This is a genomic window from Enterococcus sp. 3H8_DIV0648, from assembly GCF_002140655.1.
Classification (GTDB): domain Bacteria; phylum Bacillota; class Bacilli; order Lactobacillales; family Enterococcaceae; genus Enterococcus_A; species Enterococcus_A hulanensis.
In genome coordinates, this window is sequence record NZ_NGLG01000002.1 from 658,038 (window position 1) to 681,797 (window position 23,760).

23 protein-coding genes and 1 pseudogene are annotated in these 23,760 nt (G+C 44.4%); 4 read left to right on the forward strand and 20 right to left on the reverse strand.

Annotated features, from left to right (window positions below; all coding sequences use genetic code 11):
* Nucleotides 1-290: 290 nt before the first annotated feature.
* Together A5875_RS19310 and A5875_RS19315 are read right to left on the reverse strand one after the other, a co-directional pair.
* Nucleotides 291-1,709: a glycoside hydrolase family 1 protein gene (locus A5875_RS19310; RefSeq protein ID WP_088935198.1), complete on the reverse strand. Its 1,419-nt coding sequence runs from the start codon at nt 1,707-1,709 to the stop codon at nt 291-293.
* Nucleotides 1,710-1,725: 16 nt separating this feature from the next.
* Nucleotides 1,726-3,036 carry a PTS sugar transporter subunit IIC gene (locus A5875_RS19315; protein WP_088935199.1) on the reverse strand — a complete coding sequence of 437 codons (1,311 nt, stop codon included), beginning with the start codon at nt 3,034-3,036 and terminating at the stop codon, nt 1,726-1,728.
* 229 nt (nt 3,037-3,265) lie between these two features.
* Between A5875_RS19315 and A5875_RS19320 the strand changes: the two genes are divergently transcribed.
* Nucleotides 3,266-3,991 carry a GntR family transcriptional regulator gene (locus tag A5875_RS19320; RefSeq protein ID WP_088935200.1) on the forward strand — a complete coding sequence of 242 codons (726 nt, stop codon included), beginning with the start codon at nt 3,266-3,268 and terminating at the stop codon, nt 3,989-3,991.
* A 96-nt stretch (nt 3,992-4,087) separates the two neighbouring features.
* Here the strand turns inward: A5875_RS19320 and A5875_RS19325 are convergent, their stop codons facing one another.
* Nucleotides 4,088-4,414 carry a PTS lactose/cellobiose transporter subunit IIA gene (locus tag A5875_RS19325; RefSeq protein WP_088935201.1) on the reverse strand — a complete coding sequence of 109 codons (327 nt, stop codon included), beginning with the start codon at nt 4,412-4,414 and terminating at the stop codon, nt 4,088-4,090.
* Nucleotides 4,415-4,459: 45 nt separating this feature from the next.
* On the opposite strand from A5875_RS19325, the pseudogene A5875_RS19330 reads away from it, so the two are divergent.
* Nucleotides 4,460-4,630: pseudogene (locus A5875_RS19330) on the forward strand (UTRA domain-containing protein); the annotation flags it as partial.
* Between the two features lie 176 nt (nt 4,631-4,806).
* On the opposite strand, the gene A5875_RS19335 reads toward A5875_RS19330, so the two are convergent.
* The 11 genes from A5875_RS19335 to A5875_RS19385 all read right to left on the reverse strand — a co-directional run bounded on the left by A5875_RS19335 (nt 4,807) and on the right by A5875_RS19385 (nt 14,437).
* Nucleotides 4,807-6,402 carry an ABC transporter gene (locus tag A5875_RS19335; protein WP_088935203.1) on the reverse strand — a complete coding sequence of 532 codons (1,596 nt, stop codon included), beginning with the start codon at nt 6,400-6,402 and terminating at the stop codon, nt 4,807-4,809.
* Nucleotides 6,395-7,153 carry an ABC transporter ATP-binding protein gene (locus A5875_RS19340; RefSeq protein WP_088935204.1) on the reverse strand — a complete coding sequence of 253 codons (759 nt, stop codon included), beginning with the start codon at nt 7,151-7,153 and terminating at the stop codon, nt 6,395-6,397. The genes A5875_RS19335 and A5875_RS19340 overlap by 8 nt, the downstream gene beginning before the upstream one ends.
* Nucleotides 7,154-7,236: 83 nt before the next feature.
* A complete protein-coding gene (locus A5875_RS19345; RefSeq protein WP_088935205.1) occupies nt 7,237-7,710 on the reverse strand; it encodes a GyrI-like domain-containing protein in 474 nt (157 codons plus the stop codon).
* A 77-nt stretch (nt 7,711-7,787) separates the two neighbouring features.
* Entirely contained in the window at nt 7,788-7,991 is a 204-nt protein-coding gene (locus tag A5875_RS19350) for a hypothetical protein (protein ID WP_088935206.1), read from the reverse strand.
* A 111-nt stretch (nt 7,992-8,102) separates the two neighbouring features.
* The gene (locus tag A5875_RS19355) at nt 8,103-8,492 is read right to left on the reverse strand and encodes an amino acid decarboxylase (protein WP_088935207.1); all 390 of its coding nucleotides are present in this window, start codon (nt 8,490-8,492) and stop codon (nt 8,103-8,105) included.
* Nucleotides 8,485-9,054, reverse strand: a complete 570-nt coding sequence (locus A5875_RS19360; RefSeq protein WP_088935208.1) for a UbiX family flavin prenyltransferase — start codon at nt 9,052-9,054, stop codon at nt 8,485-8,487. The genes A5875_RS19355 and A5875_RS19360 overlap by 8 nt, the downstream gene beginning before the upstream one ends.
* A 9-nt stretch (nt 9,055-9,063) precedes the next feature.
* A complete protein-coding gene (locus A5875_RS19365) occupies nt 9,064-10,527 on the reverse strand; it encodes a UbiD family decarboxylase (protein WP_088935209.1) in 1,464 nt (487 codons plus the stop codon).
* A 92-nt stretch (nt 10,528-10,619) separates the two neighbouring features.
* Entirely contained in the window at nt 10,620-11,495 is an 876-nt protein-coding gene (locus tag A5875_RS19370) for a LysR family transcriptional regulator (protein ID WP_088935210.1), read from the reverse strand.
* A 67-nt stretch (nt 11,496-11,562) separates the two neighbouring features.
* Nucleotides 11,563-12,135: an NUDIX hydrolase gene (locus A5875_RS19375; protein WP_088935211.1), complete on the reverse strand. Its 573-nt coding sequence runs from the start codon at nt 12,133-12,135 to the stop codon at nt 11,563-11,565.
* Between the two features lie 110 nt (nt 12,136-12,245).
* The gene (locus A5875_RS19380) at nt 12,246-12,941 is read right to left on the reverse strand and encodes a response regulator transcription factor (protein WP_088935212.1); all 696 of its coding nucleotides are present in this window, start codon (nt 12,939-12,941) and stop codon (nt 12,246-12,248) included.
* 47 nt (nt 12,942-12,988) lie between these two features.
* Nucleotides 12,989-14,437, reverse strand: a complete 1,449-nt coding sequence (locus A5875_RS19385; RefSeq protein WP_088935213.1) for a sensor histidine kinase — start codon at nt 14,435-14,437, stop codon at nt 12,989-12,991.
* 193 nt (nt 14,438-14,630) lie between these two features.
* Here A5875_RS19385 and A5875_RS19390 point away from each other — a divergent pair, with 193 nt between their 5' ends.
* Nucleotides 14,631-16,937: an HAD-IC family P-type ATPase gene (locus tag A5875_RS19390; protein ID WP_088935214.1), complete on the forward strand. Its 2,307-nt coding sequence runs from the start codon at nt 14,631-14,633 to the stop codon at nt 16,935-16,937.
* Between the two features lie 50 nt (nt 16,938-16,987).
* Here A5875_RS19390 and A5875_RS19395 read toward each other — a convergent pair whose 3' ends face one another.
* From A5875_RS19395 to A5875_RS19410, 4 genes are all read right to left on the reverse strand, one after another.
* A complete protein-coding gene (locus tag A5875_RS19395) occupies nt 16,988-17,839 on the reverse strand; it encodes an AraC family transcriptional regulator (protein ID WP_088935215.1) in 852 nt (283 codons plus the stop codon).
* 73 nt (nt 17,840-17,912) lie between these two features.
* On the reverse strand, nt 17,913-19,064 hold the full coding sequence (locus tag A5875_RS19400; protein ID WP_088935216.1) for a pyridoxal phosphate-dependent aminotransferase: 1,152 nt from the start codon (nt 19,062-19,064) through the stop codon (nt 17,913-17,915).
* A gap of 20 nt (nt 19,065-19,084) precedes the next feature.
* Entirely contained in the window at nt 19,085-19,807 is a 723-nt protein-coding gene (locus A5875_RS19405; RefSeq protein ID WP_088935217.1) for an amino acid ABC transporter ATP-binding protein, read from the reverse strand.
* A complete protein-coding gene (locus tag A5875_RS19410; protein ID WP_088935218.1) occupies nt 19,800-21,251 on the reverse strand; it encodes an ABC transporter substrate-binding protein/permease in 1,452 nt (483 codons plus the stop codon). Before A5875_RS19410 ends, A5875_RS19405 begins: the two co-directional genes overlap by 8 nt.
* A 118-nt stretch (nt 21,252-21,369) precedes the next feature.
* Between A5875_RS19410 and A5875_RS19415 the strand changes: the two genes are divergently transcribed.
* Nucleotides 21,370-22,449: an iron-containing alcohol dehydrogenase family protein gene (locus tag A5875_RS19415; RefSeq protein ID WP_088935219.1), complete on the forward strand. Its 1,080-nt coding sequence runs from the start codon at nt 21,370-21,372 to the stop codon at nt 22,447-22,449.
* A 190-nt stretch (nt 22,450-22,639) separates the two neighbouring features.
* Here A5875_RS19415 and A5875_RS19420 read toward each other — a convergent pair whose 3' ends face one another.
* Nucleotides 22,640-23,284, reverse strand: coding sequence for a DUF4097 family beta strand repeat-containing protein (locus A5875_RS19420; protein WP_088935220.1), 645 nt, complete (start codon nt 23,282-23,284; stop codon nt 22,640-22,642).
* 15 nt (nt 23,285-23,299) lie between these two features.
* Nucleotides 23,300-23,760, reverse strand: a 461-nt coding sequence (locus tag A5875_RS19425) for an ABC-2 transporter permease (protein ID WP_176244758.1), incomplete at its 5' end; no start/stop codon positions are given.

A 23,760-nucleotide genomic window follows, 5' to 3' on the forward strand; every position in this document is an offset into this window, starting at 1 on the left:
CATACAATCGCCTCCCGTTACAACAAGTATAACCCTGTCTCTTATACACATCTAGATGTGTATAAGAGACAGGCTTAACCTTCCAAACACGCCAAATTATGAAAAAACCATTTAAATAATTTTATTAAACTGCCATTCTAACTCCATTAATTATCAATCAAAAAACACCGATAATTTAATCTTATCGAGCGCATTTTGCTTGGTTTTCTCAACAATTTTGTTTCGATTGGATAAGCGATTAATAAGAAAAAGCTTCTGATCATCTCTGATCAGAAGCTCGCTGTATGAACTTATTTGAACTCATCGCTCTCTTCTATTGCTAATATCCGTTCATCTATTAATGAGCGGTACCAGTAAGCCGATTTTTTCAAGGATCGTGTTCTCTCTTCATCCAATTCAATCCGAACGAGTCCGTAACGATTTTTAAAAGCGTTCATCGGCGAGACACAGTCAGTAAAGGCCCACAGCATGTATCCCTCACAAGTTGATCCATCTTCGATTCCACGGAGCAGTTGGTGGAGATGCTTGGAAATATACTCGATACGATAATCATCTTGTACAATACCTTTCTCGTCTTTATATCGTTCCTCCTGTTCACGTCCCATCCCATTTTCTGTTATTAACCAAGGAATTGGCGAATAATTATTCTTGAGATACATCGAGATATCGTACATGATCTCCGGATAAATTTCCCAGCCTCGAGAATTATTCATTTGTTTGCCGGGCAGGTCGAAGGTTTCATAATACTGTTCAGGATGAAAAGGAGTGTTTTCGTTCCATTGGTAACGCGGAGCTCGAACACGCTTCGGATAATATTGATTGATTCCCAAAAAATCGACCGTATTTTCTTTGATTGTCAGTAATTCTTCTTCTGTTGGGTCAAAATAGATGTCGTGCTCTTTACACAGAGTGATGAGCTCTTCCGAATAGACACCGTTGATCATTGGATCGAAAAAGACTTTATTGAAAAACAGGTCATACATCTTCGCTGCTTTGATATCTTCCTTTGAGCTTGATCTTGAATACACCATTTCAGGATTCAGGATACAGCCGATTCGTCCATCAAAATCAAGTTGATGATAAAGCTCCACTGCTCGGGCGGTCGCCAATGCTTTATGATAATTCCAGAGCATCCATTTTTTGGTATTCTGTTCATGAGGCCAACGCAGCGCATCTAAATAGCAGCGTGTTTGAACAACAATCGGTTCATTAAAAGTAAACCAATGCTTTACACGATCTCCATAGCGTTCAAATGCGATTTTTGCATACTGAACATATAACTCTAAGACTTTTTTTGATGACCAGCCGTCGTATTTATCCATCAGATATTTTGGAACCTCATAGTGCTCCAAACAAATCATCGGTTCAACACCAGCTTGAATTTGTTGATTAATGACATCATCAATATGTTTAGCATACTCTTCATCAACGACCAATTTTTCATAGTCCGTAAAGAAACGTGACCAATTAATTGACGTACGGTAATGGGTCAAATGGATCTCTTTCATCAACTGAATGTCCTGATCGTAGTATTCATAAAAATTCGTAGCAACCGCTGGGCCATAGCCCTCATGCCATACAAATTTCTCATTTTTATACCAGCTGTCGATAAAGGAATCTTGGCCTTCTTTTTTGCCTTTCCACCCCTCTGTTTGCCAAGCAGACGATGCCGCTCCGATGATAAAGTTTTCTGGAATTCTAACTTTCATGATTGTCCTCCTAGGATCAAGCAACTTCAGTGGTCGCCTTATTCGATATTTTTACAAATGGCAGATAGATTAAGATTGACACTGCTATACAAACGATTTGGGTGATCACGGCACCAATATCTCCTGCGGTAGCCAAGTACGCATTCACAATCGGCGGCATCGGCCAAGGAACCATCACCACTGCCTTTGCCGCAAACCCAAGTGACGTTGCCACATAACCGATCGTTCCTGTGATCAACGGGGTGATGATAAAGGGAATCGCTAAGATCGGATTGAGCATGATAGGCATTCCGAAAATCACTGGCTCGTTGATATTAAAAATTCCGGGAGCAAGCGACAATTTCGTAATTTCCTTCATGTCATCTCTTTTGCTGACTAGTAAGATTGCAATCAACAGCCCAATTGTGACTCCCGAGCCGCCCATACTCATATACATATCCCAAAAGGGCATCGTAATAATATTTGGAATCTCTTTACCTGCTTCAAAGGCTTCTGTGTTGACAGCGATTGCTGCTAAAAGCAGCGGTTCGCGAACAGGCTTCACCATCTGATTCCCGTGAATCCCGATTACCCAGAATACCTGAGCAATAAACATCAGTAACAAAATACCGGGTAATCCTTGAACGATTCCTTCTAGTGGTCGTTGAACAATATTATAGATAATATCATAGGCGTACATTCCCGTAAGCGCTTTTACGATAAAGCCGACTGTTGCGATAATAGAAACCGTTAATATCGTAGGAAACAATGCCGAAAAGCTTTCAGAGACATTGGTAGGAACGGTATCCGGCATCTTCAATTTCAACCGATCCTGTCTGCCTAGCCAGCAATACAGCTCAATCGAAGCGATCGCTACAAACATCCCTAGAAAAAGCCCTTTGGTATCGGTATATTGCTTCGCCAAAACATTCTCGGCGATCACTTTGACATTGTCGGCATTGACAAATTCATAGACAAACGGATTTACCGATAGATAGCTCATCACAGCAATAATTCCTGGAAATATCCCCTTCACATTATTCAGCTTTGCTAATTCAATACCAATCAAAAAAACCGCATAAATCGTCAAAAAGCTTAATGTGACATAGCTGACTGCTGCTGAGATTGGCTTCAGCTCAGCTAAGAAACTCAACGCACTGATTCGTGCCAGACCATTTTCATTGTCGAAAACCATCGCCGAAAATAGTGTCCCAAATGCCCCGGTAATGATTACTGGGATCAACGATGCAAAAGCGTTCTTGATCACCATGATGTATCGTAATGAATTGACCTTCGTCGCAAATTTTCCTAAAACATCTGTCATTTTCCCCATAAAACCATTGTTCATAATACTCCTCCTATTATAAAATGAGTCTGAATCATACGTTTCCAAATATGATATACTTCCTTTACAACTTACTGGAAAAAGAAGAATCATTTAGATGAATAGCCTGTTTAGTAATCGATTACATCGTTAATTTAATACACACATTTCGATTTGTAAACTCACCACCAGCTTCGAGGAACAATTTGTAAACCTTGTACTTTTCAAATTTATTTTTAAGGAGAAATAGCCTATGGCCTACTATCAAGATATTGCTATCGATCTACGAAAGAAGATCATCGACGGCATCTATCCCAAAGAAACGAGACTACCTAATCAAGCTGAACTTGCAAAAATCTACCGCACAAGTCGCGTAACGATTCAAAAAGCGTTAAAAAGCTTGCAGATCGAAGGATTCATCGAAAGCCGCCAAGGTTCTGGTTCTTTTGTAAAAGGGCCAGAGTCCGTTTACGATTACGACGCGAGTATCTATGGCGGTATGACTAAAAAATTAGGACATCTTGGACAGCTAGACAGCAAGATCATCTCATTTAGCGTCAGCTTCCCCACTGAAAAAGAGCAAGAAAAGCTGCGAATCAGCAAAAATGATCCAATTTACGACATTATTCGCCTGCGGATGTTAGACGGCGAGCCTTTAGCACTTGAATATACGATCATGCCCGTGCTTCTGATTCCGGGAATCACTGAAGAAATCCTAAAAAAATCTGTTTATCAATACATTCAGGAAACCTTGCATCTCGATTTTGGACAATCACATCGCCGAATCAAAGCAGACAAACCGGATCAATATGATATTGAGTATTTAGATTGTCAAAGCGACGATCCCGTGCTGGAAATCGAACAAACCGTATATTTGGACAACGATATTCCCTTCGAGTATTCCCAAACAAGACATCGCTACGACAAAGGAGATATCACCGTGGTAAATAAATCCAGCAGGCATAATTACCAGTTGTAAATGATTTGCTTAACAAATTTCTTTCAAGAACTAAAAAAGCACGCCAAACTGAAGACTGCTTCACTCTGACGTGCTTTGCTTAGCTTTAAAGACCGTTTATCCTTTGATTGCTTCCCCTTGATACTGATACAGGTCAATAATTTCCTTAGCCAGATCAGTAAACGCGATCGAGGTCATTAAATGATCTTGGCTGTGGACTGCTAACAAGGTCACCTTCATATTTTCCCCCTGCGCCTCTTTACTTAATAGGGCTGTTTGAGAATGATGAGCCTCTACTAGCGACTTTTCCGCTGATTGGATTTTTACCTGTGCTTCATCGAAATCACCGGCTTTTGCTGCTTGGATTGCTTCCATCGCATCACTTTTGGCATTACCGCTGAAGATGATCAAGCCCATGATGGCTTCCAAATCCTGCTCTTCCATCTATTAATTCCCCTCCATTAATTCTTCCGCCTGCATCAATACCTTGCCGATCGCCCCGACGCTTATGACAAGCAATACTTGGAATGTAAAGAGATTGATCCGGTGCTTGAGATTAATCAGGTGGCTTACTTATCCGATGTTCGCCCTTTTGAGTATTCCCAGACCCGCCACCGTTACGATAAGGGAGATATTATTTTCAGCAGTCCGATCTTTTGATTTTATATGTATAGTTTTCCCTTTACTTTTACAGCTAAAAAAGGTGTTCAACAGACAAAATTTGTCCATTGAACACCTCTTTTTTTCTTGGCTGTTACCAAGCTGACTGCTAATGTTTTATTTGTTGATATGCGTAAGTTGATAACATGATTTCTAAAAGGGCATCTTTCTATTAACTAGTTTCTCAGCTTTTTCCAAAAATTACTATGGTTGATCCACAGCCACGCTCCAGACAGGATCGCCAGCCAGATCATCACCCCGCCATTTAGCACGAGCGGATTAAAGTTCATCAAAACGCCGACCACATACAGCGCGATCAAGATCGCTCCTACAAATATGGTGCCGAACATCCACAGCATCAGCCCGTAATTGCCGACACCGCGCGTGAAAAGCTGACTGACATTCGTCCAGGTCAGGTTCAACAAGCGATAATCGCGGCTGAAAAAGTACAGCGACAGCAAATACGTACCCCATAATATTCCCACCACAAAGGCCAACAGCAGGAAGATCGGCAGCTTCAGCACGATTGCCATGATGACACCGACACCGCCTGAGATGCACATTTGAAGCTTGCAGCCGACCCAAAACTTTTGCCGCAGGTATTTTTCCAATGACAGCGGCAGTGATTGGATAAAGGAGAAATTCTCCCGATCCAATGAGATCAGATTGCTGACAAATGAGGTTTGATTCAAAGTAATACATGCAAAAACGATCCCGCAGACGAAAAATACGCCCATGAACTTCAGTCCCAAGGTGCTCAAGCTGACGGGACTGGTGGTAATCATCGTTCCCACCATCACGATCGGCATGATCAGCGATGAGGTCAGGACCTGCATGATCAGGTTGGGATTTTTCAGCAGCTGATAATTGTAGCTGGCTAGTTGCTTTTTCAAGGATTGATTGCTTTTTCGTTTGCGTTTGGTCGCCACTGTATGAGAGCCCTCATCACTGAATTGCTCATACAGACTAGGAACCACGAAAAAGCGCAGCGCCAGCAGCAGTAGCCCGGTCAAAACCAGCAAGCCCGCTAACGGCAGCAGTCCTTTAATAGAAAGCAGCTCATGCATTACATGATAAAACGGCATGAAAATCGCAAATGGATGGCGATCAGGAACTCCTGCCGAGTGATCCATCGAGTTTTGGGTAAAGTTGATTGCTAAGATCCCGCCTACTGAAACGAGCATCGAAAAGCCCAGCATCAAGCTGGTAAACAGCTTTTTGTGACGGCGAAACAGCTTGGTTTTGGTCATGCCAAAAACGATCAAACTGCACAGACTAAACAATAAAATGAAGAAGATCAAAAACAGCAGGATCGCTCCGATCACTGCCAACACAATGGAGTAGCCGCTTTTAAAAGCTGTTAAGAAAAATAAAATCAACAGCGGCAGTAAAAATGGCACGATCGTCATCCCCACCGCCAAGAATTTTGCGATAAAGACTTCTCCCTGCTTGATCGGCAGTGGCAAATAATCCTGCAGATCCTTACTTTCAAAGAACACGTTAAAAATCGCAGATAGCGATTGAGAAAAACCGATCAGTGCGAACAGGGCCATATAATAGGTGAAAAAGCCCGGCAGCCGCGCGAAATCGATCAACACCATCGTTGCGCCATAAATCGCTAAAAAGATCACACCCGACAGCAGGTATTGCTGGATGATGCTGCGGATGACTTGTTTTCCTTTGCGGCCTTTTTTGCGGATTTGATTCGTCGATGACGGATTGACATAGAGCATGTTCACCGCGATCAAACGCTTGATGATCCCGCTATTCATGAGCATCCTCCTCAATCTCTGAAATCAGATCACCGTCCGCTTGCCGCCCCGCCATCTTGAGGTAGACGCTTTCCAGCGATTCATTCGGGTAATCCTGCAGCAGATTGTCCACCGAGCCATTGTAGATCAGCTCGCCTTTTTTCAAAATCGCCAGCTCATCGCATAATTGCTGCGCGGTGTCTAAGACGTGGGTAGAAAAAATCACCGTTTTGCCCTTTTCCGCATGACGCTTAATCATTTCCTTCAGATCAAATGCGGCCTGCGGGTCCAAGCCCTGCAGCGGCTCATCCAAGATCCAAATATCCGGATCAGGCAGCAGCGCCCCGATGATGATCGTTTTTTGCCGCATCCCATGAGAGAAGCTTTCCAACGTTTCGTCCTCGTGACCCACGAGATCAAACAATTCGATCAGCTCCTGCCGCCGTTGTTCCTGCCCCTTCAATTCATAGGCCGCTGAGATCAAGTCCCAGTATTCATTGGCCGTCAGCTGCAAAAACATGTCCGGCGAATCCGGTACGTAGGCGATCTTCTTTTTGATCCCCAGCCGATCCTCCTTCATGTTCTTGCCATCAAAGAGAATTTCACCATTCGTCGGTTCAATAATGCTGACTAAACTTTTTATCGTCGTCGATTTTCCCGCACCATTGTGCCCTAAAAAACCGAAAATCTCGCCGTCTTTGATCGTTAAGCTCAAATTATCCAGCGCTTTTTTATCTCCATAAACTTTGGTTACACCAATTAATTCAATCATTTACATCACCCCTTCACTAAACTATACGAGAAAAGCCCCTCCGTGACAATAAAGCCCACAAAAAAAACACTCCCTCGAGTGTTTTAAGCCTTAATCGGAACCCAGATCTCAATGATCGAGTCGGCTCGATTCCAATGAAATTGGGCGCCGTATTTCTCAAAGTGCAGAAAATCCCGCTGCGCGAGGGTCAGTCCCAGCTTCGGAATAAGCACTTGATAAATTTCTTCATACGTAGCATAGATTCGGTCCATCGCCCCTTGATGCGCCACCACCAAATATTTACCCGCAGGTATCTCCTTCAGCAGAAAATCCGCCGACAGACTCGTTGGACGCGGGATCGCGCAATAGTAATACAGCCGCCCTTCACGCCGCTCCATAAAGGCAAACTTTGTCCAATTGCCCTTTTGCTGGCTCAGGCGATGATTTTTCAGCTGGTGATTGAAGGCTGGCCAAAATGCCATGCAGCGTTCAAGGTTTTTGCTTTTTTGCTTCGTCAATTCCTGCTCTAAACCGATCACGGAAAAAGCCGGCAATTCTTTCAGTTCGTATGTCATCATTCGCTGATTATCCTTTGTCGTTTTCAATCATTTTAACTGAAAGCTTAAACAAATGACATCCGCCAGAGCAAAAATACTTAACTAGCCCGCTGCCACTTTTTCTCAATACTGGAATCCGCCGTTTTACGCCGCTCCAGCTTAATAGCAGTCGCTAAGATTTGTTCTTTTCGTTGGGCTTCAAATTCGTTGATGCGTTCCCAGTAGCGTGCTTGAGCTTGGACCTTTTGCTTTCTGCTCATAAACATGGCGATCATCAGGATCAATAGAATAAGGATCATCATTTTCAGCACCTCCTATGCCCTTATTCTATTGCCCTTCCGAAAAAACAATTAGGACATATGTCACATTTCTGCAAAAAAACTGCCCAGCATTCGCCAGACAGTTCGTTTTGCTTATTTATAAAGCGGTTCTTTCGCTAATGTGTGCTCTGAAAGCCAAAGCTTGAGTGCTTCCGCAAGTTCTGCGGTCATGGAAAACGAAGCCTCGATCTGTTCCTTGGAGATATGATCCACATGCACACCGGCCGTAATGACACAGTTTCCCGGTAATTCACCCGCGATCTGTTCTAGCAGCAGCTCCGCCAAGACGTCATCTTTATGAAAACGCCCGTCATGACTGGGAAAGCGTTGGACATGTTTTTCCGTCTCACTTGAAAAGGTAGTCACCGTACCAATATGAGGCGTGTCTCCGCCGAAAAGGCACAGGAACAAATCGTTGCCGATCCATTCAGCCCGCAACGTGATCGCATAGTCGGCTTGCTTACTAGTAAAGGTTTTACTCATGCTCTTTCCACCGTCCTGAGACGTGGTTTTCGATCCCTAAAGCATCCATCAATTTCATCGACTGATGAGCCACGATATCATCAATCGTCTTTGGTTGGCTGTAAAATGCTGGGACCGGCGGAATGATTTGGACGCCCAACCGCGCTAGTTTGGTTAGATTCTCTAAATGAATCGCGTTCAACGGCGTCTCCCGCGGAACTAAAATCAGCTTGCGTTGTTCCTTCAAGGTCACATCCGCTGCTCGAGAAATCAGGCTGTCGCCAAAGCCCATCGAAATACCGGCGACTGTTTTCATGCTTGCCGGTACAATCACCATGCCATCCGTTAAAAATGACCCGCTGGCAACTGCCGCACCTAGATCACGGTTACTGTAATGATAATCCAGCATCCCCTCCAGCTCCTGCAAGCTCAGATCTGATTCCAGCTTCAAATTTTGCTTCGCCCAATCACTGATGATCCCATGGGTTTCGATCGTGGGATCGTCCTTCAGGCGCTTGATCAGATCGATGGCGTAAATAATCCCCGATGCCCCGCTGATTCCAATAACGATACGCTTTTTCATCTGCTTCACCTACTTCAAATATTTTTCCCAATCAGCCACTTCTTTGAACTCTGCCCGAATAAAATCAGCCTTCAAATCAAAAGGAACCGTGCCGTCTAAGATAGTTTTGCTGCTCATTCCGCGGAAGCGAATCGAGGTTGGATTATATTCCGGCCGTTCAGACGGGTCCAATGGATGATTCCGCATCCCTGGCAGCACAATAATGTCCTGATCGCCTTGGAAACGAGTATTCAAGGTCCACATCACATCATTCATATCAAAAATATCGACATCATCATCCACCAAGATAACGGTCTTTAATTCCTTAAAGGCTGACAGGGCCAAAATCGCCGCTTGACGCTGAATCCCTTCATCTGCTTCCGTTTCCTTGTGAATCTGTAAAATCGACATTAACTTCCCGCCGCCTGCTGGTGGATTGTAAACGTTGGTGACTTTTCCGGGAATCGCCTTGTCGACTAAATCTAAAATGCTGGCCTCAGTCGGAATCCCCGCCATCGACACATGTTCTTCGGAAGGACCGATCGTTGTCTGCATGATCGGACGATCTTTGCGATGGGTGATCGCCTTGACCTTCACCACGTTGACTGCCGGATTCGCATCGCCATTGTACCCGGGGAATTCCGGCATCGCTTTACCCGTATTAGTGTTGATATCCTCTTGGATCGTTTGATGGGGCAAAATCTCCGCTTCAATAATAAATTCCGAGCGGGCGATCCCGACTTCATCGACTGCCACGCCGTCGACTAATTGAACAGGTTCTTGACGCAAAGCACCCGCTACCCATAATTCGTTGTAGCCAAGCGGTGTAGTAGGCGGCTCAAAGGTCGTTCCGATGGAAATCGCCGGGTCCAGCCCGATATTGATCGTGATCGGCATTGGCTGATTCAACGCTTCGTATTGTTTTTGGAAATGACCGATATGGCGACCGCCGGGCATGATATACATCCCGATCGTGTCTTCGTCTTCTAAGACCATCCGATGAATCGTCACATCACTCATGGTTTTATCAGGATCAGAGCCATAAACTACACCCATCGTGATGTATGGTCCAGCATCATATTCCGTATTCGTTGGTGCCGCTAAAATTTTGCGAATATCAAAGCCTTCATCACTCGCCAAATGAACGACTTCCTGTGCCGGAGCCTCGGCCTTTGAAACTTTCACCGGCTTGACAGGATTTTGCACCGAATCCTTCAATAATCGGCCTAAATGCTTCGGATCATGGTGCAGGATTTTCCCCACGCGATCACGACTAGCGATAATTCCGATCAATACACGTGTATCGGGAAATCCTTTGACGTTGTTAAACATCATGGCAGGTCCTTCTTTGGTCGGCCGTTGAACCGTTCCGCCAGCTCCGATATAACGGTAAACACCGGATAATTCTGCATGGGGATCGACTGCCACATCCGTTTCATGGTATTCTCCCGGCATTTCCTTTAATTCAGCTAAAACTTTTCGCAAATCATACATAAAAAAAGCCTCCTTGTATTGTTGTCATGTTCATAAGCTAAGCTTAGGCTCATCCATGACGCAATACAATTCGGCTTTCATACGATACTATTCTAGTTTGGAATATTAGCTTGTAAAAATTTGAAGAATTCCTTCGGCGCAGGCGCATCGGCGGCTTCCGATAGATAAAAATTCAAAAAGCTTTCTTTAGTCGGCTCAATGCCACGAACGACTAATTCCTTAGACAACGAGCTGCCTAACGACTTTTCCATGATCAGCGAGACGCCTAAACCTTCCTCGATCATGCGTAAAATCAAGTCGATCCGCGTTCCTTGATAGTCAATTTTAGGAATAAAGCCGGCTTCGCGGCAAAGCTCCTCCACGGAATAATACGGACTGGAGGGCAAGCCCAATAGCAAAAAGTTTTCCTCCGCCAGTTCTGCAAGCGGGATCGTTGCCTTTGCCGCTAACGGATGACTCTTCGGCACGACCGCTACAAAGCGATCCTTTTCAGTATTAATAGCATTTTTCCCCGCCTGCTCCTTTAATGAGCGGAAGAAATAGACCGTATTCTTTTCAATTTCAAAGTCCCCCAGCGCCATCGCTTCGGATTCCTTTAAATTCAGATGAATCTCGGGATGCTGCTTCAAAAAGATCGTTAATAGATCAAAGCCCAAATAATTCGGCATCGTCGGGATCGTATGAACGGTCAGCACCCGCTCTTTTTTCTCACGATATTCGGTTAAGGTATCCGCCAAGCTCTGATAATCTCGGACAATTCTTCTGATATTCGGCAATAGCAGCTGGCCTTCCTCTGTCAGTCGAATCTGACGATTGCTGCGGTCAAAGAGCGGTACCTGCAGCTCTTTTTCCAGTGCGCTGATTTTCTTCGAGACATTTCCCTGCGTCATATAGTTCCGCTCAGCCGTTTCCGTATAGTTCAAGGTTTCCGTCAAATCAAGAAACAGCTGCAATTTCTGCTGATCCATCGTCTCACTCCCATCCATGCTTTTATATTCCATTTAGGAATAGTATATCGTAAAATGACTGAACCTGCTAAGGCTGCTTTTTCAGCAACAGTGCCTTTTCGATCATTCTATGATAATACGGGCGCATTTCTTCTTCCGCGACGGCCTGATCAATAGTCGTAACATCGATCCATTTCACATCACTGTTCTCGTCTTCCTTAACCTGCAGCGCCTGATCTTCCGGCGCCATAAAAAGATAGGTCGTATTAATATGATAATGCTCCTTAATAAACTGCCCTCTTTTGTAGTGGGCATGGACCGGCAAAATATCAAAGGCAAACAACCCCTCATGGAGTAATCGATATTCCTTGAGCCCCGTCTCCTCTTCTAATTCCTTTTTAGCGACCTGCAAAAGATCGCCGCAGCCATCCGCATGACCGCCCGTCCAAGAATAGGATTGGTAAATATTATGGTAAACCATCAGCACCTTGTCATACGTCGGATTAACGACCCAAGCCGATGAAGAAAAGTGATAGTCTGTGTTTTCTCGCGTCAGTAAATGTTCTTGAAACTGCAACTTATCTAAAAACAGCTTTTTATCCGCCGCCTCTTCTTCGGTAAATGGAACGTACGCCTTGATTTCCTCAATGATTTCTTTCATCCTTGTCCCTCCCTCTTGATGATCGCAACATTAGTAAGCATGTCGATTATAGCAAATTAACATCGCGGCGATAACAAAAAAAACTTGGCTCATTGAACCAAGTCGCGTATTTATGGTACGAATCGATACCCGGCACCCCACACGGTTTGGATATGAGTCGGCTCTGAAGGATTCTCCTCGATTTTTTCTCGCAGACGATTGATGTGGACCGCTACCGTGCGAATCTCTCCGATGGATTCCATTCCCCAGATCGTTTCATAGAGCTCCTCTTTGCTGAAAACATGCTGGATATTCTCCATCAAAAACAGCAGCAGCTCAAATTCCTTATGCTTCATCGCCACTTCTTTTCCTCCCACAAAGACCTTCATTGCTTGCGGCTGGATCACGATGTCGCCTGTACCGATTGTGTGTTCCTTTGGCGCGGGCACCTCCTGCTTGTTTAAACGTTCGAACTGCGCAAGGTTGGCCCGAACGCGTGCGACTAATTCTGTCGGCGAAAACGGCTTGCTGATGTAGTCATCCGCGCCAAGTCCCAGACCGCGTAATTTATCGAGCTCCTCATTTTTAGCGGTTACTAAGAGGATCGGCACCAAGAGTTCGCTGCGAATTTTCTTTAGAACCTCGATCCCATCCATTCCCGGCAGCATCACATCCAGCAAAATCAAATCATATTCTTTGTTCAAAGCCGCGGTCAAGCCGGCGGCCCCATCATGAACGATGGTGCTTTCAAAGCCGTTGATCGTTAAAAAGTCCTGCACAATATCCGCAATCGCTTCATCGTCTTCAATGATCAAAATATTCTTCATGGCTGCTATTCCCCTCAAATCCTTTTTTCTACTATTTATATACGGACTTATTCTTTTGGTGCGATCGGCAAATGAATCCTTATTTGCAGACCGCCGCTTGCTGACGTCCGCGCTTCGATCGTTCCCGCCTGACTTTCAACTACCCTCCGAGCGATCGCCAGACCTAAGCCGCTGCCTTTTCCCGGCTGTGTTCGAGCTTGATCTCCCCGATAGAAAACATCAAACAGCTTTTCCTGCTGCGCTTCAGGCACACCCGGACCGTTGTCGCTAAAGGTGATAACCACCTGTTCTGATTGCTCATATTGTTCGATCAACAGCTGATTGTCTGTCGGCGCACCATATTTTAAGGTATTTTCAACAATATTGATGATCACATTACGCAGCTGTTCAGGATCGATTTCGACCTGTGTTTGAAACGAATGGACACCCAACAGAATGGTCAAGCCGCGTTCCTGATATTCATCCGTAATACCCTCAATCAATTCAGCCAAGTATTTGCCGATATTGACGGTTTGAATCCGTAAAGCGAAATCTCCCAGATCAATCTTGGAAAAAAGAAACAGCTGATCGACTAAATGAGTCAGTTCATCCGTCTTTTTCGTGAGGGTCTGTAAATACTTATTCCGCATCGCAGGCGTCGTTGCGACACCCTTTTCCAGCCCTTCCACATATGCCTTAACAGCAGTCAACGGGGTTCGCAGATCGTGAGAAATGCCCGCGATCAGTTCTTTGCGATTCTCACTATTCTTTTCTTGTTCGTTCACCAGCGTTTCCAGACGTTCGGCCATCTCATTAAGACTGTTAACGACCGGACGAAATTCGTCTTCACTTTGATATTCCGTCCGCCAGCCGAGGTTGCCGTCGCGAATCTGCTGGACACCGCTTAATAAGGCATTCAAGCCTTCATTGATCGGGCGAAAAATAAAGCGCGCTAAAATATAATTCGTCATGATCACAAAAAGGATCACACAAAGAATTGTTATTAAAGCGACAAAGAGAATCGTGTGTTTGCTATCCAAGATCTTTTCTTCCAGATTCATATGATAATTCTGATTAATCAGTAAAATCCGAAACCGACCGACATTAAAGCGATTCAGCAGCACCTTATTGACCACGAGGGTGTACTGCTCAGGATTTTTCAGCATGCTCCGTACGATTTCATCCTCTTGATAAGTCCCTTCTCGCTGAAGCAGCGTTTGATTTTCGTCATAAAGCAGGGCACTGATATCATCACTGGGGAAATTTTCGGCTAGCTGACTGATTTTTTTCTCCAATTGAGCTTCCGTGATTTTATCGGCCTCAAACTGCTCCTGTAGCTCTTCGATGTGTTCATATTCCTTGGCGTAAATTTCATTTTCCTGCCATTGATTCAAAAAATCACTGCCAAAGGTCTCGGAAAAAATGAAAAACAGTCCGGCTAAAACAATGCCGGTCAAAACGATCGGCATAACAATCATCAATATATTCGAAAAATAAAGCCGCTGGCGAATCGTCACCTGCTGTCACCCCGTCTGTTCTTTTTACATTGCTATCCTCTTATTTAACACGAAGACTTCGTATTTTCGTAAAAATAAAAGAAGTATTAATAAATAGTTTATAAATTGTTTATCCTTTCCGACTAGTTTATTTGCTTTTCTTTTTTATCATAGGACTTATCGATAAACTTAACTGCTTTGGAGGAATTTATTTATGCAATCATTTACCGGCTTAACCGAAAAACAGGTCAAGGAGCGGATCGCCGCTGGACAAACCAACGACTACCGGATGAACCCGGCGAAATCCACCGGCACGATCATTCGTGAAAACACCCTGACGCTGTTCAACCTGCTGAATTTTCTTTTAGCGGCTTGTTTATTCGCGGTGAAAGCCTACAGCAACATGTTTTTTATCTCGATCATCATCCTGAATATCATTATCGGCATCGTTCAAGAGCTTCGCGCCAAGAAAATGGTCGACCGTTTGACCCTCTTGGCTCAAAACGACATCACCGTTATCCGAGACGGAAAGAAACAAGCCATCGCCCCCGATCAACTGGTCTTAGGAGATCACGTCCTGTTAAAGGCTGGGGAACAAATACCCAGCGATATGCGGGTCTTAGATGGTTTAGCCGAAGTCAATGAATCTCTGCTGACGGGCGAATCCGATACAATCGTCAAAAAAGCGGGCGCCGAAATTTTATCGGGCAGTTATTTAACCAGCGGACAACTGCTGGCAGAAGTGCAGCACGTCGGAGCAGAGAATTACGCCGCCAAAATCATCAATGAAACCAAAGCGGCTAAACCAATCAAATCTGAGCTGATCCAGTCGATCCAAAAAATCTCGAAGTTTACCAGCTTCATTATTCTGCCTATCGGGATCTTGCTTTTCATCGAAGCCTTCTTTCTGCGGGACAGCTCGACTTATACGGCGGTCGTGGCTTCTGTCGCGGCTCTTTTAGGTATGCTGCCGAAGGGCTTAGTCTTACTGATCAGCATCGCCTTGACCACCGGCGTCTTAAAGCTGGCCAAAAAGCAAGTGCTCGTACAAAACATGTACGCCATCGAAAATTTAGCTCATATGGACGTTCTTTGCTTGGATAAGACCGGAACATTGACCGAGGGGAACATGCAGGTAGAAAATCTCTATCTTTTAGACGAAACATATCGCAGCACCCTTCCTACTTTGATGACCAGCTATTTAGCGGCCACCGAGGACAGCAATCCCACCGCACAGGCCTTGAATCATTATTTTGGAGAAGGTGCACCAGTTCCAGCGAAACAAGTGCTTCCCTTCTCCTCTGAACGAAAATACGGCGCAGTGACCTTCGAAAGCAACATTACCTTGTACTTAGGCTCACCAGAGAATCTTTTGTCGGCCGAGGAAAATCCCGCGATCATTCAGCACTATCAAGAAGCCGGTCTGCGCATTCTTTTGATCGCTTTATCATCGAGCGGGATCTCAGACCAGCCGGCTGGTCTATCACCGATTGCTTTTCTGACCTTGAGCGATCCGATTCGAGCAAACGCCAAAGACACCTTGAACTTTTTAACCGAACAAGGTGTCGAGTTGAAGATTATTTCAGGCGATAACCCTAAGACGGTATCGGCGATCGCTGAAAAAGCCGGCTTTGTCGATTATCAAAAGGCGATCGATCTTTCAAATTATTCAGAAGAAGCAGAGATTCGCGAACTTGCTCACAGCCACTCCATTTTCGGTCGCGTGACTCCCCAGCAGAAAAAACTGCTGATCCACGAATTGAAATCACAGGAGCAGACGGTCGGGATGACAGGCGATGGCGTGAATGATATTCTCGCTTTGCGAGAAGCCGATATTTCCATCGCCATGGCTGAAGGCGACGACGCTACGCGGCAAATTGCCGACGTCGTTTTGCTGGATTCAAATTTCGGCAGTTTGCCGGCGATTATTTTTGAAGGCCGACGAGTGATTAACAATATCACCCGTTCTTCAGGTGTTTTCTTTATCAAAACCATTTACTCGCTGCTGGTCTCGCTGTTCTGTATTTTAACAGTCTCAACATTTCCATTCATTCCGCTCCAGATCACGTTAATCGATTTGGCGATCGAAGGCTATCCTTCCTTCTTCCTATCCTTTGAAGCGGATAATCGAAAAATCCAAGGCCGCTTTTTACCGACTGCCATCAAACGAGCGCTGCCTAGCGGAATTTTAGTGCTGTTCAACGTTGTCTTGGTCTGGCTGTTTGGTCAATTTTTCTTCACTGCGCTAGATTCACGGACACTGATGTATTATCTGCTGCTGGGTATCAGCTGTTTTGCGGTGATGAAATCATGCCAGCCCTTTAATTCCTTGCGGCTGTTCTTGGTCAGCACGACCACCATCGGTAGCTTTGCAGCGGCGGCATTGTTTCATAACTTGCTTTCCATCGGTACCATGACCTTTCCGATTTTTGGTTGTTTTGTACTTCTGATGCTCGTTAATGTTTTAGTGTGGAAGCCGCTGGCCAAGCGAATCGCTAAAATGAACTTCGCTTTTCTTTAGCCTAACGACCATAAAAAAAAGAAGCTGTTCGCTCTCGAACAGCTTCTTCTTTATTTCGTCCGAACCGGCAGCCAGACTTGGAATTGAGCATTTTCCGGATTAGCATCCAGATACAATTCAATATCCGGCAGCTCGTCGTATTCAAAGCCAGAGGTCGGCAGCCACTCCTGAAAGACTTGCGTCTGCAGCTCTTGGATCGCTCCCGGCATTGGTCCTGTTCCTGAGAAAATCGCCCATTTCGCAGCAGGTATCTCATATTGCTCAAAGCCTTCTGCCTTGTCTTCGCTGACGACACCGATCACATACTCCCACTTATCTTGGATTTCCGAAGTCATTAAGCTGACACCTAAGACACCCGGATTGTTTTGATCCATGATTGGCAGCAATTTTTGCAATTCGCCGCTAGCAGCCACTTCGTTCCAAAATTCTGGAATCCGCTTTTGGGCCACCTCCATGTTCTGTTCGATTTTCAATCCAAGTCCCGTTACGTGAAAAGCTTCTTTGTCGATTAATTGATATTCCATCGCGTGTACTCCCCTTACTGTAAGTTTGAAGGTCAGCATGGGATAGCTAGTCAATTTTGCACCTGCTTGCTTGGCTTCTTTCGGCGTGATTCCGTGGACACCCTTGAACACCCGATTAAAAGACGTGGGAGAATCATACTCATATTTCGCAGCAACATCGATGACTTTCTCGCCCCGCTGCAGATCGACTCCCGCCAGACTCATCCTGCGCCGCCGAATGTACTCACCTAACGTGACTCCCGCGATATAAGAAAACATCCGCTGATAATGATAGCTGGAGCACTGGGCCAATTGCGCCGCCTTGTCCAAATCGATCGCACCCGCTAAATTCTCCTCCACATAAGCAATACTTTTATTGAAATGATCTAACCATTCCATTCATTTTCCTCCTGTCTCTACTATAATAAGACCAGTAAAGAAATACCTCTCAGAACGTGCCGCCTTTTGCGAGCTAAAAGCTTAGCTTCGCCAATCGATCAAAGGCCTCTGCTAAAACCTCCAGCGGCTGTGTGGCTGCCAGACGAATATAGTCGTCCCCCACATTTTCCCCGAAGGCTTTTCCCGGAACGAACAGCACGCCGCTTTGTTCCAGAACTTTTTCCACAAATGTCACTGAATCGAGTCCGCTTTTACTGATATTAATAAAAGCATACATGCTGCCGGTAACTGATGGCAAGGTCAAATATGGAATTTCCGCCACTCTTTTTTCAATATAAGCCAAACGTTCCTTAAAAATCGCTACCGTCGGCGGAACCAGCTCCTCATAATGCTTCAACGCGTAAATCCCGCCGCGCTGTGATGCTGTCGGTGCGGAGTAAGTAATGCTTTCGTTAATCATACCTGCGACTTGATTGATGTATGCCGGTGCGACCATGTAGCCTAAGCGCCAGCCAGTCATAGCGAAGCCCTTCGACACGCCGCTGATCGTGATCGTATTTTCCGGCGCAAGCCGCGCCATCGGCACAAATTTTTCTTTAAAGGCAAAGTCTTCGTAGATTTCATCGGAAATAATGAAGAGCTCATTTTCGATGGCGACTTCCGCGATTTGCTTCAAGGTCGCCTCGGAAAAAACCGCCCCCGTTGGATTATTCGGCGAATTAATGATGATCGCCTTCGTTCGATCCGTGATGGCGGCCTTTAAATCCGCAACATCTAATTGAAAGCCATTTTCCTCATACGTCGGAACAAAAACCGGTGTTCCGCCAGATAGAGTAACCTGTTCGCGATACGGTGAAAAATACGGCTCATGAATAATCACTTCATCGCCGGGATCAAGCAGCACCTGCATCACTAGATACATGCCATGCAAAGCACCAACCGTCGCCCGAACCTGATTGATTTGAAAGTTCAGATCATATTTCTTCTGATAAAAATCGACGACGGTCTGTAAAAATTCCTTACTGCCGTCAGGTGCCGTGTAATTCGTCGCACCCTTTTTCACATCAGTATAAGCCGCTTCAATGATTGCCGGATTGGTGATCAAATCTGGATCGCCGATCGACAAATCAATAATATCTTCTTTTTCTTTTGCTAAAACAGCGATCTTCATCAGCAAATTCTCTGCCGGCTGCTGAAAGCGTCGCGCGATTTTACTTTTATCCATCCTGATTCCTCCGCCTCTTATTACAATACCTTATTCAAGAAATCCTGAGTCCGACTATTTTGCGGATGATCAAAGATTTCCTCTGGGGTACCTTCTTCTTGAATGACGCCATCCGCCATAAAGATCACACGATCCGCCACCTCTTTGGCAAAGCCCATCTCGTGAGTCACCACTACCATGGTCATGCCCTTTTTAGCTAGATCCTGCATAACAGCCAACACTTCTCCGACCATTTCCGGATCAAGCGCTGAAGTCGGTTCGTCAAAGAGCATCACATCCGGATTCATGGCTAATGCTCTTGCGATCGCCACCCGCTGCTGCTGCCCGCCGGATAAACTCGATGGGTAGCTGTCGGCTTTTTCCTTCAAACCTACTTGATCTAATAACGCCAAAGCTGCTTCTTTGGCTTTGGTTGGATCTTCTTTTTTGATTTTTACTGGTGTGATCGTTAGATTTTCCGCCACACTCATATGGGGAAACAGGTTAAAGCTTTGGAACACCATGCCCATTTTTTGGCGAATCTGGTCGATATTGCTGTCAGGGGCGGTAATATTCTGCCCTTCGAAAAAGATCTCACCGGAGGTTGGTTCCTCCAGTAAGTTCAAGCAGCGTAAAATTGTACTTTTCCCGCTGCCGGAAGGACCGATGATTACCACTACTTCCCCTTCCTTGACCGTTAGATCGATGGATTTTAAGACTTCATTATCACCAAAACTTTTTGACAGTTGTTTTACATTAATCATTCAGACCCATTCTCCTTTCAACTAACCCTAATAGACGGGAAATACAGAAGGTCAAGACAAAGTAGATCAGCGAAACCAGCACGTATGGTAAGAACGGCTTGAAGCTGGCGCCCTGCACCACACCTGTTTGGAAGATCAATTCCGACACCCCGATAACCGAAACGACAGATGATTCCTTGATGATCGTTACGAACTCATTTCCTAATGCCGGCAAGATATTCTTGATGGCTTGCGGGAAGACGATATAACGCATCGCTTCTTTTTGGTTCATCCCTAAAGAACGAGCGGCTTCCATTTGACCCTTGTTGACGGCGTTGATCCCTGCCCGCACGATTTCTGCGACATAGGCCGCACTGTTCAGTGAAACCGCGATACAACCAGCCAGTAATTTCGACAAGTCTAAACCGATTACGCCGGTTCCGAAATACACGATAAAGATTTGAACTAATAACGGTGTTCCCCGAACATATTCGATGTAGATAACCGCCAAAGCCTTCAGGAGTTTGCTCTTGCTCAGCTTCATCAAGGCTAATAAACTACCAAAGATCAAACCAAATAAAACACCTACAAAGGCCAGCAAAATCGTATACTTCGCACCATTTAAATAGTAAGGACCATATTTTTGCAGAAATGATTGCTCGCCTTGGAACATCAATTCATTGGCTTCTTTTTGATAACCTTTCAGCAAATCCTTGTCATTGATTGTTTTGATTGAAGCGTTGACATGCTTTTTCAATTCCGGCGTGTTTTTCGACATCGCGATCGCCGTTACCTTTTCACCCTTTTCAAATTTCACTGGGGCAATTTCCACATTATCGCTTTGTTGAACATAAGCTTCGGCCACCGGCTGTTCCAATACGACTGCTTCAACTTTTTTATTCAATAGGTTATTAACTAAGTCAGGCACCTTTTGCAATGACGTCGGTTCTGCCCCGGTCATTTCATTTTTAATCAAATCCTCTTGCGTCGTCTGCTTTTGTGCGCCGACGGCTAATCCTTTAAAATCCTCAGTCGTCTTATATTTATCCTTGTCGCCTTTGCGCACTAAGACATTTTGCTGAACAACAAAGTATGGATCAGAGAAATCAACTTCCTTCAACCGTTCTTCTGTGATCGACATGCCGGAAATTACTAAATCGATCTTTCCAGTTTTCAACGCACCTAGCAGCGCATCAAAACCAAGTTCCTCAATTTTCAGCTTAACGCCCATATCTTTTGCGATTTTTTCTGCGATCGACACATCAAAACCGACGATTTTATCTTTTCCATCCACGTCTGCATGGAATTCATACGGTGCATAATCCGCCGATAAGCCGACGACCAGCTCCCCGCTTTGTTGAATCCGTTCGTAGATTGCATCCTTTTCTGCTCCTTGTGCCTTTGCCGGTATAAAGCTTAACAGCATCAGCAAGACCGTAAGCAATGCGCCAATTTTCTTTTTCATCCATCCCGCTCCCTTTTCCAAATAATGAATAATAATATACTTATACGAACATTTATACTACCACAACCCTTATAATAAAAAAAGAGTTATCTAAAAAAATAATGAAAGAAGTTTTCCCATGACAAAACAACTGATCGTCCGCGGCGCGCCGCAAGAATATGAACTCAAAGCACACGCCTGGGACTCTCTAGAATCCCATCTTAATAGAAGAAAAATCGAAAATGTCCTGATTCTTCATGGCGAAAAATCTTGGCAAGCAGTTAAAGCTTATTTTCCTGAGTTATCAATAACAAAAACTTTCCATTATTATGGCGGTCAATGTACTGATTCTGCCGCGGAAAATTTTGCGTCTTTATGCACTAAAGAAAAATTTGACGGCATTATTGCAGTTGGCGGCGGCAAAGTCGCCGATTTAGGCAAACTTGTCGCCTACAAAGTCCAGCTGCCCATCATCATCCTGCCAACCTTGGCAGCCACCTGCGCTGCCTATACACCATTGAGTGTGGTTTATAATGAAGCCGGCGTGATGCTGCGCTACGATATCTTCCCCAAAGCCAGTGATCTCGTTTTGATCGATCCTGAGATTATTTTGCACTCGCCGCGGGAATTAATGATCGCCGGTATCGGCGACACCTTGGCAAAATGGTACGAATCCCATGCGATCATCTCCCAACTGACTGTGAAGCCGGTCGAGGTTCAGGTCGCAGAGTTTGCTGCTCAAAAATGTCGCGAGATTCTCCTCTCTCAAAGCGCAGACGCTCTAGCAGCAATGGAACAAAAACAAATCAATCAAGCCTTTATTGATGTGGTGGAAGCCAATATCTTATTAGCCGGCATGGTGGGCGGCTTCGGCGATGAATATGGTCGAACCGCTGGTGCTCACTCGCTCCATGATGCCATGACCGTCTTACCTGACAGTCATCATCAGCTCCATGGCAACAAAGTCGCTTACGGAATTTTAGTTCAATTAATGATTGAAGACAATCTAGCGGAGATCGAGCAGCTATTGCCCTTCTATCATCAATTAGACTTACCAACCAATTTAGCCGCTATGGATTTGCATCTAACTGAAGAAGAATACCAAGCCGTTGCCGAACGCACCTGCAGCCCCGGCGAAATGATCCATCTAATGAAACAAACCATCACGCCAGAACTTGTGATACAAAAGATGAAGGCGTTAGAAGCGTTGACGCAATAAAAAATTTTTATCAAATACGAAAAAAATCAAGTTTCCAACTCAATGTTTGAATTGGAAACTTGATTTTTCTATGTTCGGAATAAGATTTTGCTTCGATTTCCCATTAACCTAAGCATGAACGATTTCAGATAAACCTAATCCGCCTATTAAATCAATTTTTTCGATAATCCGCAATTTGAATTTAAGACAATTAGAAAATTGACAATGCGCCTTTAGGACATATTAAGTCTAATTGATTCTCTCCCTTACCAAATTTGTTTCTACCTAGTTCATTATCGATCTCATTAGAGAAAGTTTTCAATTTAAGATTAGTTGGTTTGACTTTAAAGGATACATCAATGTCTCCAGTTCCAGTCTTAATTGTCGTTTTTTTACTTCCGATACTAGTGATCTTTTGTATATAGATATCTCCACTGTTGCTCATGATAGACAGATTCCTAAGCGGTAGTTCTTTTAACTGAATCTCACCAGACTGGGTCTCAACGTCTAAATTTTTCGAATACGAGACTGGTAACATGATCTTCATCTTTCTATTATTTTTAAAACTGAACCCGCCAAAAAAATCGCCTTCAGATTTTTTTTGTTCCACTTTTAAAGTACTATCTTTCATCGTTGCAGTAGCTGCATTATTTTTCCCCAATCCATCCGCAACTACCTTAATGTTTGTTCCATTTGATTGAACGAGTTGGACATCCCATTCCTTTGTATTAATATCTATTTGTTCTATTTTCTGGATCGGAAATTCTTCACTCGTTTCTTTCCGAAATGAATTGTCCCAGATAATGTACCCTGCTAATAATAAAACTATTCCACCGATTAAATAAATTTTTTTCATTTCTAGCTCTCCTTTCTAGAGAATATCTTGACTTTCTATGTTGCGAAAAGTGAAATATACAATGGTTAAGCCGACTAATGCTAAAATTCCTGGAATAACTAAAAGTTGCACCATATTTACTGTAGCTGCACCGTCTGAAACAGTCGCATTCACTAAGAGGCCGATAATTACTCCCCAAGTAATAGTGGTCGAACTAGACTTTTTTTTCATTCCAAAATAAAGTGGGATAAGACTTAAGCAAGCTGTCATGATTGATATGGTAATAATTGTAGGAAACGTATTGATGACATCTCCCAGTTCCAATAGTTGCGGAAAAAGTTCCAGCTTTGGATTCACCATGAATGTCAGCAGGCTAATCACTATCGTTGAAAATAGAATGCTTACAAAACAAAATCCCATAATTAACATTAATTTACTTTGTATGACTTTCTTTCGATTTACAGGATACGTAAATAATACTTGAAGTGTTTTATTCT